The organism is Limoniibacter endophyticus, assembly GCF_014652835.1.
GTDB lineage: Bacteria > Pseudomonadota > Alphaproteobacteria > Rhizobiales > Rhizobiaceae > Limoniibacter > Limoniibacter endophyticus.
Map to the genome: position 1 here is coordinate 106,973 of NZ_BMZO01000006.1, position 16,016 is coordinate 122,988.

General features: G+C 56.9%; 16 protein-coding genes. 9 read left to right on the forward strand and 7 right to left on the reverse strand.

Features of this window, described 5'->3' with window-relative positions; all coding sequences use genetic code 11:
• Positions 1-114 precede the first annotated feature (114 nt).
• The 3 genes from IE151_RS10005 to IE151_RS10015 are packed head-to-tail and all read left to right on the forward strand — an operon-like array spanning position 115 to position 3,541.
• Positions 115-1,494, forward strand: coding sequence for a UDP-glucose dehydrogenase family protein (locus IE151_RS10005; protein WP_244636695.1), 1,380 nt, complete (start codon positions 115-117; stop codon positions 1,492-1,494).
• Between the two features lie 29 nt (positions 1,495-1,523).
• Positions 1,524-2,513, forward strand: coding sequence for an MDR/zinc-dependent alcohol dehydrogenase-like family protein (locus IE151_RS10010; protein WP_189489870.1), 990 nt, complete (start codon positions 1,524-1,526; stop codon positions 2,511-2,513).
• Complete coding sequence (locus tag IE151_RS10015) at positions 2,510-3,541, forward strand: Gfo/Idh/MocA family protein (protein WP_189489871.1); 1,032 nt, start codon at positions 2,510-2,512, stop codon at positions 3,539-3,541. Before IE151_RS10010 ends, IE151_RS10015 begins: the two co-directional genes overlap by 4 nt.
• A 51-nt stretch (positions 3,542-3,592) precedes the next feature.
• Here the strand turns inward: IE151_RS10015 and IE151_RS10020 are convergent, their stop codons facing one another.
• Genes IE151_RS10020 through IE151_RS10030 form a run of 3 tightly spaced genes read right to left on the reverse strand, consistent with a single transcriptional unit; the run spans position 3,593 to position 5,452 of the window.
• The gene (locus tag IE151_RS10020) at positions 3,593-4,402 is read right to left on the reverse strand and encodes a hypothetical protein (RefSeq protein WP_189489872.1); all 810 of its coding nucleotides are present in this window, start codon (positions 4,400-4,402) and stop codon (positions 3,593-3,595) included.
• Positions 4,399-4,800 carry a phage holin family protein gene (locus IE151_RS10025; protein ID WP_189489873.1) on the reverse strand — a complete coding sequence of 134 codons (402 nt, stop codon included), beginning with the start codon at positions 4,798-4,800 and terminating at the stop codon, positions 4,399-4,401. Before IE151_RS10025 ends, IE151_RS10020 begins: the two co-directional genes overlap by 4 nt.
• The gene (locus IE151_RS10030) at positions 4,790-5,452 is read right to left on the reverse strand and encodes a hypothetical protein (protein ID WP_189489874.1); all 663 of its coding nucleotides are present in this window, start codon (positions 5,450-5,452) and stop codon (positions 4,790-4,792) included. Before IE151_RS10030 ends, IE151_RS10025 begins: the two co-directional genes overlap by 11 nt.
• A gap of 313 nt (positions 5,453-5,765) precedes the next feature.
• Here IE151_RS10030 and IE151_RS10035 point away from each other — a divergent pair, with 313 nt between their 5' ends.
• A complete protein-coding gene (locus IE151_RS10035) occupies positions 5,766-6,512 on the forward strand; it encodes a cytochrome c oxidase assembly protein (protein ID WP_189489875.1) in 747 nt (248 codons plus the stop codon).
• A complete protein-coding gene (locus IE151_RS10040) occupies positions 6,509-7,009 on the forward strand; it encodes a CopD family protein (RefSeq protein WP_189489876.1) in 501 nt (166 codons plus the stop codon). Before IE151_RS10035 ends, IE151_RS10040 begins: the two co-directional genes overlap by 4 nt.
• Here IE151_RS10040 and IE151_RS10045 read toward each other — a convergent pair.
• Entirely contained in the window at positions 6,987-7,490 is a 504-nt protein-coding gene (locus tag IE151_RS10045) for a DUF2231 domain-containing protein (protein ID WP_189489877.1), read from the reverse strand. The two genes, IE151_RS10040 and IE151_RS10045, sit on opposite strands and share 23 nt — an antisense overlap.
• 51 nt (positions 7,491-7,541) lie before the next feature.
• On the opposite strand from IE151_RS10045, the gene coxB reads away from it, so the two are divergent.
• The 3 genes from coxB to IE151_RS10060 are packed head-to-tail and all read left to right on the forward strand — an operon-like array spanning position 7,542 to position 11,013.
• Positions 7,542-8,210 carry a cytochrome c oxidase subunit II gene (gene coxB / locus IE151_RS10050; protein ID WP_244636696.1) on the forward strand — a complete coding sequence of 223 codons (669 nt, stop codon included), beginning with the start codon at positions 7,542-7,544 and terminating at the stop codon, positions 8,208-8,210.
• Complete coding sequence (ctaD, locus tag IE151_RS10055; protein ID WP_189489879.1) at positions 8,207-10,711, forward strand: cytochrome c oxidase subunit I; 2,505 nt, start codon at positions 8,207-8,209, stop codon at positions 10,709-10,711. Before coxB ends, ctaD begins: the two co-directional genes overlap by 4 nt.
• On the forward strand, positions 10,711-11,013 hold the full coding sequence (locus IE151_RS10060; RefSeq protein ID WP_189489880.1) for a hypothetical protein: 303 nt from the start codon (positions 10,711-10,713) through the stop codon (positions 11,011-11,013). Before ctaD ends, IE151_RS10060 begins: the two co-directional genes overlap by 1 nt.
• Positions 11,014-11,041: 28 nt before the next feature.
• Here IE151_RS10060 and fdhD read toward each other — a convergent pair whose 3' ends face one another.
• From fdhD to IE151_RS10075, 3 genes are all read right to left on the reverse strand, one after another.
• The gene (gene fdhD, locus IE151_RS10065) at positions 11,042-11,845 is read right to left on the reverse strand and encodes a formate dehydrogenase accessory sulfurtransferase FdhD (RefSeq protein WP_189489881.1); all 804 of its coding nucleotides are present in this window, start codon (positions 11,843-11,845) and stop codon (positions 11,042-11,044) included.
• Positions 11,842-14,130 (reverse strand): FdhF/YdeP family oxidoreductase, encoded by a 2,289-nt coding sequence (locus IE151_RS10070; protein ID WP_189489882.1) that lies wholly within the window; start codon positions 14,128-14,130, stop codon positions 11,842-11,844. The genes fdhD and IE151_RS10070 overlap by 4 nt, the downstream gene beginning before the upstream one ends.
• Positions 14,131-14,230: 100 nt before the next feature.
• Entirely contained in the window at positions 14,231-14,647 is a 417-nt protein-coding gene (locus tag IE151_RS10075; RefSeq protein ID WP_189489883.1) for a group III truncated hemoglobin, read from the reverse strand.
• A gap of 273 nt (positions 14,648-14,920) precedes the next feature.
• Between IE151_RS10075 and IE151_RS10080 the strand changes: the two genes are divergently transcribed.
• Positions 14,921-15,883: a dihydrodipicolinate synthase family protein gene (locus IE151_RS10080; protein ID WP_189489884.1), complete on the forward strand. Its 963-nt coding sequence runs from the start codon at positions 14,921-14,923 to the stop codon at positions 15,881-15,883.
• Positions 15,884-16,016 lie beyond the last annotated feature (133 nt).

Genomic DNA, 16,016 nt, shown 5'->3' on the forward strand with positions numbered 1-16,016 from the left:
CAAGATGGGCTACATCTTCTTTGTCCTCTTCCACTTCTTTCGCCATCTTCAGGAACCCCCGCGGATTTCTCGACTTCGGGTCTTCATTCACGAAATCGTGCCCCATGGAGAAAGATGATGAAGGTCGTAATCATAGGTGCAGGCTATGTGGGTCTGACGACCGGCGCATGCCTGGCAGAACTGGGCCACCACGTGCTCTGCATCGACATTGACGAAGCCCGTATAGCCGCGATTAAAAGTCGCAAACTGCCAGTTTATGAGCCAGACCTGGAGAATCTCGTTGCACGTAACCTTGATTGCAACCGCTTGGCATTCTCCCATGCGATCGGTAGCAACATCTCTGACGCCGAACTGGTTTTCCTCGCTGTCGGCACGCCGTCGCGGGCTGATGGAGACATCGACCTGTCCTACGTTGAAACCGCGGCGCGAAACGTTGCACCACATTTAGGGGAGCAGGCGGCGGTCGTTATCAAGTCGACGGTAACAGCCGGAACTGCAAAATATATTCGCGATCTTATCGTGAGGATACGGGGAGACCGGGCGATCGACGTCGCCTCGAATCCCGAATTCTTGCGGGAGGGAAGCGCCGTCCGTGATTTCATGAAACCGGACCGGATCGTCATAGGCGCGGACAGGAACGCATCGCAGGTGAAACTTGTGGAGCTTTATGCCGCATTCGAGCGCCGAGGCGTTCCAGTGCTGAAGACGACGACCATCAATGCTGAACTTATCAAATATGCCGCAAATGCATTTCTTGCGTTGAAAATCGGGTTCATCAATCAGGTTGCCGATCTCTGCGAGGGAGCAGAAGCGGATGTGGTCGCTGTCTCTGAGGGAATGGGCCTCGATAGCCGTATTGGCCGGGCTTTTCTCTCACCGGGTCCGGGATATGGAGGGTCGTGTTTTCCCAAGGATACTCGAGCCTTCGCTGCGATTGGCAGACGCTACGGCCAGCCGCAATCTCTGGTAGAGACGCTGATCGGGGATAATGAACTGCGGAAGACCAATTTGGCCGACCGCATTCTGGAAGAACTGGGAAATCCGGAAGGTGGACGCGTCACGATTCTTGGAACTGCCTTCAAGGCGAACACGGATGACATGCGCGAAGCGGCTGCACTGGCAATCGTGCCAAAACTTATTGAGGCTGGTGTCGAGGTTCGCGCGCATGACCCCAAGGCACGCTTCCAGGCATCGCGTTTGTTGCCGGATGTCTTGTGGTACGACTGCCCCTACGAAGCGTCTGACGCTTCCGACGCGATCGTCATTCTCACCGAATGGGAAGATTACCGCCGACTTGATCTCAGCCGCCTGGCTGGCGCCATGCGCGGCGATTGTCTGATCGATTATCGTAATCTTCTGACCTCGGACGACGTTGTGGCGCATGGCTTGCATTATGTCAGCATTGGCAGACCCAAGGCTCTTGCGCGAACACGTCCGCGCAAGCAGGGCAGCGGCGTTTCGGCACGTATCAAGATCGCAGCGTCGCCATCCTGATCAGGACGAAATTCCAAAGGAGACCATTCATGGATAGTGCAGCAACGAGCACCCAGGACGAGATGCGCGCGGCGGTCGTGACGGCTCCTGGCCAGATTGCCATTCAATATCATACCGCTCCGGTTCCAAAATCCGGAGAGGTGCGGATCCGCCTGGAAGGGTGCGGCGTCTGCGCCTCCAATCTCACGCCTTGGGCAGGGCCGGAATGGATGGAGTTTCCGACGCCACCGGGCGGACTGGGGCATGAAGGTTGGGGCGTCATCGACGCAGTGGGTCAGGATGTGCGATCTGTCGGGATTGGCGATCGTGTTGCCGCCCTTTCCTACAATGCCTACGCCACGCACGATATTGCTGCGGAGGAGAATGTCGTTAAGTTGCCGCCCGAATTGCACGGAGAACCGTTCCCGGGAGAACCGCTCGGATGTGCCATGAACATTTTTCGCAGAAGCGACATTCGGGCCGGACAAACCGTCGCTATTATCGGCATAGGCTTTCTTGGTGCTTTGCTAACCGAATTGGCATCGAAGGCGGGCGCTCGTGTCATCGCGATTTCCCGTCGTGCCTATGCGCTTGATGTTGCGCGCAAAATGGGTGCGGCAGAGACCATCGTCATGGATGATCACTGGCGCATCATTGAAGATGTTCGGAAGTTGACGGATGGCACATTCTGCGATCGAGTAATCGAAGCGACGGGTAAGTCCTGGCCGCTCGATCTCGCAGGCGAACTCACGCGCGAGCGCGGGCGATTGATCATCGCGGGCTATCATCAGGATGGCGCGCGCCAGATCAATATGCAGCTGTGGAACTGGCGCGGGCTCGATGTCGTCAACGCGCACGAGCGCAGTCCGGAAATATACATGGACGGTATTCGTTCAGCGGTCGAAGCCGTAGTGAGCGGACGCATGACGCCTTCCTTGCTTTTTACACATCATTATCCGCTTGAGGAGCTCGACAAGGCACTCGACGCGACACGTGATCGTCCCGACAATTTTCTCAAGGCTCTGGTGATATACTCATGAACGAACTTGCACCTGCACATGCAATGAAAATCTCCACAAAGCAGTTGCGCCTGGGGTTCCTTGGCGTTGGCTGGATCGGCCGACACCGAATGCAAGCCATGCTTGATACTGGCCTTGCCCGCGCAACGGTCTTGCTGGACCCGTCCGACGAGATGCTCAACGAAGCAAGGAAGCTGGCACCTGATGCGGTGATCGCGGCGACATTCGAGGACATGCTTGCAAGCGGCCTTGATGGCATCGTGATTGCTACGCCCAGTGCGCTGCATGCGCAACAGGCGATCAAAGCTCTGGAGGCCGGCTTGGCAGTCTTCTGTCAGAAGCCGCTCGGTCGTTCAGCGTCGGAAGTGGCCGAGGTCGTTGCCGCTGCAAAACACGCGGGCCGGCTGCTGGGTGTTGACTTTTCATACCGCCATACTGCTGCCATGCAGAGGGCTCGCAAGATGATTTCGCAGGGTGCACTTGGCAGTATATTCGCTGCCGAGCTGATCTTTCATAACGCCTACGGCCCCGATAAGGACTGGTTTTACGATCGCACACGGTCGGGTGGCGGCTGTGTCGTTGATCTCGGCGTTCATCTGATAGATCTTGCCCTCTGGACACTGGACTTTCCGCAGGTTCAGGACGTAGCAGGCAAGATCATGTTTAAGGGGCGGCCGCTTGAACCAAACAGCGATGCAGTCGAGGATTACGCGACCGCGGCCCTGTCCCTGGCCAGCGGTTGTGAAGTCAGGCTTGCGTGCTCGTGGCGCTTGAATGCAGGTCGCGACGCCGTGATCGAAGCAACATTCTATGGCACGGAAGCTACGCTTTCCATGCGCAATGTTAATGGTTCGTTTTATGATCTTCAGCTGGAAGAATATCGTGGAACCGCCCGTGAAACGCTCGTGTCGCCTCCTGACGACTGGGGTGGCCGCGCTGCGGCCGATTGGGTAAAGCGTCTCGCGCAATCGCCACTTTTTGATGCTGCCTGCGAACGTATTCTCGCCAGCGCGGACGTCATCGATAGACTTTATGCAACAGCACGTTGATCTGCACTCGGATAAAGACCGGCCTGCTTGAGCAAGCCGGTCTTTTTGCGATTATGTACGATCATTAAATGACTGCTTGGCCGCGTCTGCCGCGGCCCCGACGACGGAAGATACCTTTTCGGAAATAGTGTCCTCGCCTCCGCCGGGCGTCAAACCCTGGCGGTCCGCCTCAGACGCCGCAGCCGTATAGCTATCTGCCGCGACTGCTTTTGCCGTCTCGACTGCTTCGCTGCCGCCTTTCGCTAGACCGGACTTAACCCGGTCACTCGTATCGCCCACCAGTCGATCCTCGGTCTCGGTAGATGGGAGGGACGCACCAACTGCCGCGCCGATGGCAAGCGCAATAGCGCCGATGACCAAGGGCTCCTCGTGCAGACTGTCTACGATCGTGCGGCGTGCTCTTTGCGCACCGTGCGACATGGCGCTGCCCACCTGTGCTCCGGCATGATAAGCCGAGCTTCCGACGTTGCTTGCCGTGTCGCGCATATCGTGTACTGCACGCATTGTTGCGTCTTTTGCTGATGCTGCTGCCTCTCCTGCACTGGAGGCAACGCCTTTGGCGGTGTTGCTGGCGGAGGCGAAGCTCCCGGGCGCACCCGAAGTGGCGCTGTGTTTTGAACCATCCCCTAGCATCAGCCAGGCAACGCCAGCACCCACGAGGCCAAGCGCCAGCGGATTTTCCTTCACCTGCGTTTTGAGATTAGTCACCATTTCGGCGGCCTGACCTTCGCGCGCATAACTCGTCAGCTCATCTATGATCTGCCCAAGTGACATCCGCTCCTTCAAGCTGTCGATGGTGGCGTCAACAGCGCGGCGATGGCTTTCTGCTTCGCGCGCCAGCTGTTCGGTTTCGCTGCTCATCGGGATTGCTCCTTCACCATGGTGGTGTCCTTGCGCAATTGTTCAACACTGCGCTCGGGCACGAGATTGGTGGGTTCCAGTTCCTTCTTTCCTTTCGCCAGCAGAATGACGCCTATGATCGCGATCACCGCGCCAACCATAAGCGCTGCCCATCCGCCATCTATGTCGAGGACGTTGGTAAGTGCGATGACCAGCGCTTGTGCAAGCACGATCAGCGCGACAAGAAGGCAGATCGCACCAGCTGCGATAGAGCCGCCACCCACCTGTAATTGCGTCATCTTATCGGAAAGTTCGGACCGGATAAGACGGGTCTCCGTCCGGAAAAGCTCTGTTGCTTCCCGTAAGAGACCGCTCAGCAAATCGGGTACCGATTTCTGGTCGCGTGGTTCAACGCTCATGATTGCCTCCCTGAAACAGTCCGGGTTGCGACAGATCGGCGGTGGCATTTTCGGGCAAGTCCTCAGTTCCGAGCACCGACGTGCCGGCCATAACGGGATCTTCCGCCTGTGCAGTCGCTTCCGGTCTGCCGGTAACGGTAGTTTCTGTGCCTGCCGGATGTGGCCGAACCTCGTCGGTCCCATGTGCACCCGACGCCTTCGCGAACCGTCCGAGGGCGACGCCAGCGAGGGCCGCACCGACCAGAAACGCGGCCGGCTGTTTGCGCGCAAAGCCCGCGATCGAGTGCGTCAGTTCCTGGACATTCTTACCTTTAAGAGATCCGGCAAAATGTTCCAGCCCGGAAGCCGCCTCGCGCGCAAAGCCTGCAGCCATGGACTGATCGCGTTCGCCCAGTTCCTCAGATGCCTTGCGGATTGCAGCCGTGAAATCGCGCAGCCCATCCGCAGCCTGGTTTTTACCGCTTTCTGCTTCCCGGATTGCTTCGTCCTTCAGCGAAGATGTGGCGGATGAGAAATCATGCGCGAGCTGCTCTTTCCCTTCCTCCAGTTTGGCTTTTGCCATTTCTGTTTCGCGATCGAACTTGTTGCGCATTTCCTGCGCATCCTGTGCGGCGCGTGAGCCTTGAGGCTCGTCCGCTATACCCTGTTGCATGATCTAGCCTCCTGTCTAACCCAGCCCCAGAAAAGACAGAATGGCGATCACGATCACTATAAGTCCTACGATATATACGATCCCATTCATCACTGCCTCCTCGGTTCATTCGTCCCTTTTTTGAAGAGACAGACCGCTAAGTAGATCCGCACCCAGATGTTCCCAAAGTGCCGAGGAAAATGAGCGGGCGAGCATTGATAAAAGCTGTGTGGCGCCTTCAGGACGGCACTACGCGGCGTGCTGGAAGCATGGAACCACATGCAGGCCGGACAGTTCTTCCCTAGTTCATGATCCATGTTTCGGGGGAACAACAATGAATGGTGGGGTGTATGATCCATATTGCGGAACTCCACCGGATCCGGCTGACTTGTTCGTTCAGTGGAATTTCGACCCGATCTTGATAATTTTTATCACGTTGACCGGCTGGATTCTGTATCGGCGCGCACCAACGGCCCGCAAAAAAACTTACGGCTCTCTCGCGCTGGCTCTTTTGCTCGTAGCGTTTGTTTCTCCGCTTTGCGCGCTGACCAGTTCGCTGTTTTCGGCAAGAGCGACGCACCACTTGCTGGTGACGTCACTGCTGGCACCCTGCATTGTATTTGCGTTAGGTAATGCTCCGCTCTTTTCCCGGATTAAGACCCCTTTGCTGTCGAGCGCCTTCTTCCTCGTCGTGCTATGGGCGTGGCATCTGCCTGTCGTTTATGACTTTGCTCTCTCCGGCACGTGGCAATATTGGCTGATGCAATTGCTGCTCATTCTGGCCTCGCTCTTTCTATGGAATGATCTTCTATCGGTGCGCGAGACGGGAATGGCAGCAGTGGTAGCGCTTTTCGCAGCCACACAGATGGCTCTGCTTGGTGCCTTGCTGACATTTGCGTCGCGACCTCTTTTCGCCGCCCATTTCCTTACGACGGAGAGCTACGGTCTTAGCCCACTCACCGATCAGCAACTGGCGGGCCTTATCATGTGGGTGCCGTCGGCCCTGCCTTTTCTTCTCGTGGCTGTTCTCAAACTCATGCAGCTTTTGACATGTGCTGCAACACCCGCAGGTCGTGCATGACAGTTGCGCTGAAATTCATCCATATCGTCGCGATTGCCATCTGGAGCGCTGGTCTCATAGCTCTCCCCGGGCTTTATGTTCAGCGCGCTCACGTGCGCGATGAGGATGATCTCTTCCGCCTTCAGAATATCGTTCGCTATTCCTATGTAGCCATTATCTCACCTGCGGCCTTCATCGCGGTAGCATCCGGAATTGCATTGATCTTCCTGCAACAGACGTTCGACGCCTGGTTCTCGTTGAAGCTGACCTTTGTAGGTGTGCTTGCCATCTTCCATACGCTCACCGGGCTGGTCATAGTGCGCCTGTTCAAGGACGGTGAAATTTATCCGGTCTGGCGATTTATGCTGACGACCGCACTGACTGCCGCAGTAGCGCTGACGATTGTCGTCATTGTGCTCGTCAAGCCGCAGCTTGACGTTTCGTTCCCTTCATTCGTGTCAGAGCCCGGTGCGTTACGGGATATGCTCGAGACCATCAGTCCTTGGACGATACCATGAGGCCGATGCCGTGATCGAAAATCAGCTTTCCCCCATGCCAACCGGCCATTCCGGTCATGATACAGGCGACGACAGAGATAAACAGTCCATGCGGCAGCAGGTCGATAGTTCCGCTCAGACGCAGCCCCCAGTTCAAGCCGGCGATAGCGACCAGTACGATCGCGGCAATCGCGTGCGCCCAACTGGCCACGCGACTGCGAATCCCTGGTACCGCCAAGAGTTCTATTGTACCGACGGCACCCGCGGCCAGGCCCGAGAAAAATGCGGCACCGGCCGTCCAGACGCCAACGCGCAGCCAGAACGGGTCCGCGGAATACCAGTAGAACACATCGGCTCCGAGCGTTGCAAAAACCAGTGTTATGGGAAAATGCACACTCATTGCATGCAGCGGATGGCCAGCGACGGCAACCGCGGAACTCGTATCGAGTTCATTGACCTTCGAAATGACCGGATTTTCCTCATCATGCCCGATTTCGCTCATGCCCGAACTCCTTTGCAGGGGCTAATCGAAAAACTGATAAAACGGTTCCACGTGGCTCGCATCATTGTTCCAGCTTGTCTCCTCGCTGGTTGCAGTGGTGACCTCTCGGCGCTCGACCCGGCTGGCCCTTCGGCACAATCTATCGTGCAACTCTGGTGGGTGATGCTGGCGGGAAGCGTATTTCTTTTTCTGCTTGTGATGACGCTTTTCTTCGTTGTCACGCGGAAAGGCGCCATGATGAAGCGCGTGTCGGCCCGCTCCTGGATCATCGGAGGCGGGCTTGTTCTGCCGCTTCCGATTCTAATCGCCCTTACAGGCTATGCACTGTACCAAGGCGAACGCCTGATTGGCACCCATGACGACCGCACACCGATGCGCATCGAAGCCAGGGGCCGCATGTGGACATGGGATTTTCATTATCCCGATCTTCCAGGCATTTCGGCGACCGCAAACGTTCTGCATATTCCGGCGGGGCAACCGATAGAGATTCTGCTTACGAGCTCCGATGTCATTCACAGCTTCTGGGTACCCCGTCTTGGCGGCAAGATCGATGCAATTCCCGGTCACGTCACACGCCTGCGTATAGAAGCCGGGCGGCCTGGAAGCTATGGCGGCGTCTGTGCCGAATATTGCGGCGCCGGCCATGCCGGAATGGACTTTCGAGTGATCGCGCATGACGCTGAGGAGTTCGAACGGATAATGAGCGGAAATATAAGATGAGGCACAAGGAGCAGCCCACTTCAGCCATCGCTCTGCACAAGGCACTCGACCGTGTCTGGGCAACAAAGCCCGGATGGGGCCGGTTTGCTGCCGTCAACCATAATGTCGTCGGCAAACGGTTCATGCTGACGGCGCTGGTCTTCTTCGCCATCGGTGGCACGTTAGGCATGTTAATCCGCACTCAATTGGCGACGTCAGGGAGTGCTTTCATGGAGGCCGGGCAATATGCTCAGGTCTTTACCATGCATGGCACTATTATGATGTTTCTTTTTGCCATTCCCTTCTTCGAAGGTATGGCAATGTACCTGCTGCCGAAGCTGCTAGGAACGCGTGATCTCGCGTTTCCGCGCCTCTCCGCTTATGGTTACTGGTGCTACCTGTTTGGCGGCTCGATCCTGCTTGTGGCGCTTTTGTTTGGGATTGCGCCCGCGGGGGGCTGGTTCATGTATACCCCCCTTTCCTCCTCGGCCTACTCGCCTGGAATCAACCCGGATATCTGGCTGCTCGGTATCACTTTTGTTGAGATCTCGGCGCTTTCGGCGGCTGTGGAGATGCTGGTTTCTATACTCAAGGTTCGCGCTCCAGGTATGCGGCTCGAGAGAATGCCGATTTTTGCATGGTATATGCTGATTGTTGCCGGAATGATGCTGATCGGCTTCCCCCCACTCATCCTCGGCTCGATACTGCTTGAGCTCGAACGCGCGTTCGGCTTGCCGTTCTTCGATCCGGAGCGTGGTGGCGACCCGCTATTGTGGCAGCATCTCTTCTGGCTCTTCGGTCATCCGGAAGTTTATATCATCTTCCTGCCAGCGGCCGGTGCGATCTCGACGATCCTGCCTGTTCTCTTCAGCACGCACCTGCTCGGCTACCGCGCCATTATCGTCGCGTTGCTGGCGATGGCCTTCCTGTCCCTGGGGCTATGGGTGCATCACATGTATACGGTTGGCATACCGCATGTCGCCCTCTCCTTTTTCTCGGCAGCAAGCGCACTTGTGACCATTCCGACGGCCGTGCAGATCTTCGCCTGGCTGGGCACCATGGCGCGGGGGCGTCCCCGTTTCTCCATTCCCATGCTGCACATATTCGGCTTCTTCTTTGTCTTTGTGATTGGCGGGTTGACAGGCGTAATGCTCGCCATGGTTCCTTTCGACTGGCAGGCACATGACACGCATTTTGTCGTGGCGCATTTGCATTATGTTCTAGTGGGAGGCTTCATCTTTCCGATGCTGGCTGCGGCTTATTACTGGCTGCCACACATTGCCGGCAAGCAGTCTGTGCAGCATCTGTCCCATGCTGCATTCTGGATGGTCTTCGTAGGCTTCAACCTGACCTTCTTCATCATGCACTTGACGGGCCTGCGCGGCATGCCGCGCCGCGTCTACGCCTATCCACCCGAAAGCGGCTGGGAGGTGCTCAATCTCGTATCGTCCGTTGGCAGCTTCGTCATGGCGATGGGATTTGCATTGATCGCCCTGGATTTCATCCTGCTTTTTCGCTTCGGCAAGCGTTATCATCGTAATCCGTGGAAGGCCGGAACGCTCGAATGGGCGATGCCCACGCCGCCACCGCCCTATAATTTCGCGGCCATCCCGCACGTCACGGACGCGGCTGACAAGATCGACGTGGATGTCCTTGGCAACAATCTTGCTGCCGGAAATGGATATCTTGGCCGCACCCGGGAGGGGCATATGGAGGTGTTGGGTGTCGATATCGTCAGCGGTAAACCTGATCAGGTAGTCATACTGCCGAAACAAAGCTCTCTGCCGCTCTGGACGGCAATTGCAACCGGTCTTTTTTTCGTCGCTATGCTTCTGAAATTGTACTGGGTCGCCCCGGTTGCCTTGGTCGTTGTAGTGGGACTTTTTTTGCGCTGGACCCGCGATCCAGCCGTAACAAAGGATCAGGGTCCTCTGGACATAGGTATGGGTGAGATGGCGCCATCCCATTTGGAGGCAAGATCGCCCCCTTCTTTGCTGGGCATGCAGCTTATTCTCACGGCCAATGCTGTTGCCTACGCCGCACTCATCTTCGGCAGTCTGTTCTTGTGGCTGTCCGCCCCCAATTGGCCCGCCGCGCAGATCATCGAGCCTGGCTTGATACCTATATTGGTGGGCGTGGTAGCTTTATTCGGCGCTTCGTTCTCTGCTGCTCGAACTCGGGAATGCTCGGTCCCTCATCTACGTCTAACAGCGCTTTGTCATGTCATCGCGACCGCTGCCGCCGCACTGGTCATCGCAAACTATTATACCATGGCTTTCCAGCACGCGGCATATGCGAGCATCTTCGTCGTTGCGATCTACGGCTCGCTGCATAGTCTGCTTGGCATCGTGTTCGCGCTTTTCGGTATTTGGCGGATTACAACCGGCTACATCTCGAAGGCGCGGAACGTCGATCTCCGCATCGGTTTGCTTTGGCACCGCTATACGGCGATAGCGGGGGCGATCGCCTTTCTGTTCGCGCCGTTTTTGACGATGCTCAAAGCAACTGCGGGAGGTTTGTGATGCGACACCCGCTGCTCTGGCTGATTGCTGGTTTCGGTCTCTGGTCTGTCGCTTTCTTCGTTCTGTACGCGACTCAGGCGACAGGCTGCCACCTGAGCGAAGGATCAGTTTCTACATGGCGCATTCTGCTTATCGCCATTTTTACCGCCAGCGTGGGTGCCAGTGTGTTTCTGGCTCTACAGTTGCGCAGAAAACCGCGCGACGGGTTTATCCGCCACGTTGCGTTTCGAGCGACGCTGGCGGCTACGGTGAGTATCGTCCTTTGTTTCTCCGGAATTTTCTGGCTGAGCTTTTGCCGCTAACCCTGCCATTTTTCAGTACATATGCCTCTCAACCCACCACGCGCTCAGCATGAGTGAAGATTTCAAAGCCGTCATGTCGTGCGATGCCGATGAGCGTAATGCCGGCAGTATTTGCGGCTTTCAAAGCGAGCGTCGTCGGCGCTGACACCGCGCAGATAAGCGGGGCACCAAACGCCGCAGCCTTCTGGACCAGTTCGAGCGAGATGCGGCTTGTTATCAAGAGGACACTATCTTCGGACGACACACCTCCCCGCAGGCAAGAGCCGATGAGTTTGTCGAGCGCGTTGTGACGGCCGACGTCCTCGCGGACCGTTATCAGTCCCGATCCTGGTTTCCATAGCGCGGCCGCATGCGCCGAACGCGTGGCGAGGTTGATCGGCTGATGCATCTCAAGCGTATCCATTGCATCCACCAGATCATCTGCCTTTACCTGGAAATTTTTGCAGTTGACGTATGGCAGGCGGCGCGTCGTCAGTTCGAGACTCTCCACTCCGCACAAACCACAGCCAGAAGGACCGGCCATTGCCCTTCGCGACTGGGAAACGGCGTTGGCTTTCGTGTCCTCCAGCCAAAGTCGTGCTTCCAGCCCCATTTCCAGGGCAATAGCCTCGAATGACAGAATATCGGCGCTACTGTCGATCAGTCCTTCGCTGAAAGCGAGGCCGACTGCGAAATCTTCCAGATCCACGGGTGTGGCCAGCATAACCGCATATGTTGACCCGTTGATTGTCAGAGCCACTGGCTGTTCCTCCAGCACGGTTCGCTCGTCCGGAGAAAAACAGTTGCGCCAGCGGACGGTTCTTGCTGCACGCGCGGTCTGGACGTCCATCATGCTGTCGCTCCGTTCCTGAGAAGGAGGCGAACCGGCACGGATTTCGCCGCCGGGACCTGACTGCGCTCGGCGTGCTGCCACAGCGGGATTAGCGCGTTGGCTTCCGGGTAATAGGCTCCGCAGCTACCTCTTGGAATATTGTAGCGCGTTGCACGAAAACCCCGCATTCGGCGCTCAACACCATCATCGGCGGCGCTTTCCATGCCGATCAGCTCGCCCTCGGCAATGCCCAGTCGAGCCATGTCCTCGCCGTTCAGAAACACAACCATGCGTGTCCCTTCGATGCCGCGGAAGCGATCACGGTAACCGTAAACGGTCGTATTGAACTGGTCATTGCTGCGCAGAGTGATAAGCCGGAATATGTTCGGGTCCCTTCCATCATCAAAGCTGGCATGAAGAGCGGACGGAATCAGAAAATTCGCCTTGCCGGACTGCGTGTTCCACTTGCGCTCGTCCGCAGCAATAGGCTTTCTGAAACCGCCCGGTTGATGCATTCGCTGGTTGAAATCATGGAAAATCGCAGGATAGGTTTGAGCGATAGCATCGCGGATGCGCCCATAGTCCGCGATCCAATCGTCCCATGGCACGGATTGGTTTGGCGGGAGGCAAGCCTTTGCAATCTCTGCAACAATCTTCGGCTCTGAAAGCAGGTGCTCGCTTGCTGGCTCACGCATCGGTTTGGATACGTGTATCATTGAGGTGCTGTCTTCAATCGTCACGACCTGCGGGCCGGATGCCTGTCGATCGATTTCGATACGCCCCAGGCACGGCAAGAGGTAACCCACCTCTCCCGTAAAGAGATGGCCACGATTGAGCTTGGTCGCTATCTGTACGCTGAGGCGCATACGAGGCCAGTTCGCTTCCATTAGCTCACGTTCCGGCACTGCACGCAAAAAATTACCACCCAGCCCGACGAACGCGTCAACCTCGCCGTCGATGATCCTTTCGCACGCTTCGATCGTCGTCGTGCCCTGTTCGCGCGGGGGGGCGAAGTCGAACTGATCGGCGAGCTTGTCAAGCGGCACAAGTTCCGGTTTTTCCGAAATGCCCACTGTGCGCTGTCCCTGTACATTGGAATGACCCCGCACGGGACAGATTCCTGCGCCTTCCCTGCCTATATTGCCGCGCATCAGCAGGAAGTTCACCAGCATATGCACGGACTGAACACCCAATTTGTGCTGGGTGATGCCCATGCCGTATATTGCAATCACGCGGCGCGCATTCGCATATATCGCCGCAGCCTCTTCGATCTGCGTTTTCGAAAGGCCGCTTTCCTGCTCGATTTCAGTCCAGGCGAGGTCGTCCAGAAAGCGCACGAACTCCTCGAAACCGTGACAATGTTCATTAATAAAGGCTTGATCGAGCGTCGGTTTCCCCTGCCGATCCTGGTCAAGCAACCATTTGCACATGCCGGAGATGGCGGCAATGTCCCCACCCGGCCGCAACTGATAATAGGCGCGACTGATGATGGTTTCGCCACCTGTCAGCATTTGCACGGGGTTTTGCGGATCGGTAAAACGCTCCAAGCCTCGTTCGCGCAAGGGGTTGAAGGTGACAATCGCAGCCCCGCGGTCGCTGGCTTCCTTTAGTTGATGCAGCATGCGCGGACTGTTCGATCCCACGTTCTGGCCAAAGAAAAACAGGGCGTCGGCCTTCTCAAAGTGGTCTAGCGTCACTGTGCCCACTGGAACACCAATACTGTCGAGGAGCCCGACAGACGTAGACTCGTGGCACATGTTCGAGCTGTCGGGCAGGTTATTGTTGCCGTAGAGTCTCGCAAACAGGGCATACATATATGACGTTTCGAGCGATGCCCGCCCCGACGTGTAGAAGATTGCGCGCTTCGGATCATTTTGCCGAATTAGAGCGAGTTCAGAGCCGATTTCCGCAAACGCTGTTTCCCAGTCCACTGCCTCGTAGTGATCTGTTAGCGAATTATAACGCATAGGATGCGTCAAGCGGCCGCTTTTTTCCAGCGCGTGATCCGACCAGCTCCGCAATTCCTGGATCGTATGCTGCGCAAAAAAGGTTGGCGTGGCACGGTCCCCTGTCAATTCCCAGAACGTTGCCTTGGCACCATTTTCGCAGAATTCTGCTGGACGTGGATGCGCAGGCTTTGCCCAGGCACAGCTCACACAGGCGAAGCCGTCCGGTTTGTTCTGTTTCAGCAATGTCGGAACGGCAGAAACAGCATTGGCCTCGAGCGCATGACGTCTGACGGAATTGAGCGATCCCCACCCCCCGGCCGGTCCGTCATAAGGTTCGATTTTTTCTTTTTCGGTCATGATCTCCCCCAATCAACGTGAGAGAACAATGAACACCGGACATGAGGGTTCCAGAATTTTCCTGATCTTCACATAGCGGTGATCCGACCGCACGCGCGGGTCATGCTCTGCGGTCGGGGTCCATGATTTCCGCATGAAAAAGCAATCCTGCGCGGAGGCTTGCGGCAATCTTTTGCGCTTTCGCTTCAAGCGAGACCGCAACGTCCTCGTCGGCGAACTGGCGAACGGTCGTTGACCAGAGGGCCAACCAGCGCCGGAAATGTGCTTCATCGATTTCCGACGCAAGCGGTGCATGAGCGGCGAAGGGGTTGCCCTTATAGCGGCCGCTTCCCAGCATGATTGACGACCAGAAAGCCTTGATGCGATCCAGATGCACTTGCCAGTCCTCTACGTGCCCGTTGAATATGGGGCCAAGGACGGGATCGTGCCGAGCTTCCGTGTAAAACGCTTCGACGATTTTGCCGATTACCTCCTCGGTCAGCGGGGCCGGGGCTTTTTCTGGGCTTGAGTCGATCATTGCGATTCACTCTGCATTCTGAATGCCGCCTCGTCATGGGCTAAAAGGCGTTAATCCTGACAGCTGCTATCAATTTCCTTCCGAGCACGCAAATTATCATCAGTCGGTGGCAGAGGTCGCGATCTGTGTCTTTCGTTGCGGAACGTGATGACAGCGGCAAGTTCCTGTGCTCTCCTCCCGCCAGGAGGAATCCTTGCAAGATGGAACGGAGGAAGCTGAGAGACCTGGTCTCCGGCCACTCTGCTTGAGCGATAAAACACGAAGGGAATTGTATTGAAATCCAAGATTTTCTCCGGCGTCGTGCCGGCATTGATGACCCCATGCAAGGAAGACCGCAGCCCCGATTTCGATGCGCTCGTTGCCAAGGCAAAGGAGCTGCTGGCCGAGGGCATGTCAGCTGTCGTCTATTGTGGCTCCATGGGCGATTGGCCGCTTTTGACGGATGAGCAGCGGATGGAAGGTGTTGAGCGGCTAGTCAAAGCCGGTGTGCCGGTCATTGTGGGGACCGGCGCGGTCAACACGAGGCTTGCCGTCGCGCATGCAGCGCATGCCCAGAAAGTAGGTGCCCAGGGACTCATGGTCATCCCCCGCGTTTTGTCTCGCGGTTCGGTGATCACGGCGCAGAAAGCGCATTTCAAGGCGATACTTTCGGCCGCGGCCGCTCTACCGGCCGTTATCTATAACAGCCCCTATTATGGCTTTGCGACACGGGCCGACCTCTTCTTTGCTTTGCGTTCGGAGCATCCCAACCTGGTCGGGTTCAAGGAGTTCGGCGGCCCTAATGATATGCGTTACGCGGCAGAAAACATTACCAGTCGTGATGACGATGTGACGCTGATGATCGGCGTCGATACCGCCGTCTTCCATGGCTATGTCAACTGCGGTGCAACGGGCGCCATCACCGGCATCGGCAATGTTCTGCCAAAGGAAGTGCTGCATTTGTGCGCCCTGTCACAAGCTGCGGCTGCGGGCGATGCGGATGCGCGGCGACGGGCACTGGAACTGGAGCAGGCGCTTGCCGTTCTCTCGTCCTTTGACGAAGGGCCTGATCTTGTTCTGTATTTCAAGCACATGATGGTCCTGAAGGGCGACCGCGAATACGAGCTGCATTTCAACGACACGGATGCACTCTCCGAGAGCCAGCGGGGTTATGTCGAAGCACAGTTCAAGCTCTTCAACAACTGGTATTCCGAATGGTCGAAATTGTCGGGTGCCGTGGAAAAATACCGACCATAAGGACTTGCGAAAGCCCGGGGGCGCTGCGGTTGCCGGGCTTTCGCAACGTCGGACGGCAAAATGCACTGCGCCAAATGAATGGGATTGCTTTGTCAGCCGCTAGTCGCGGATAAGCGTACAGGATTCTGCGCCC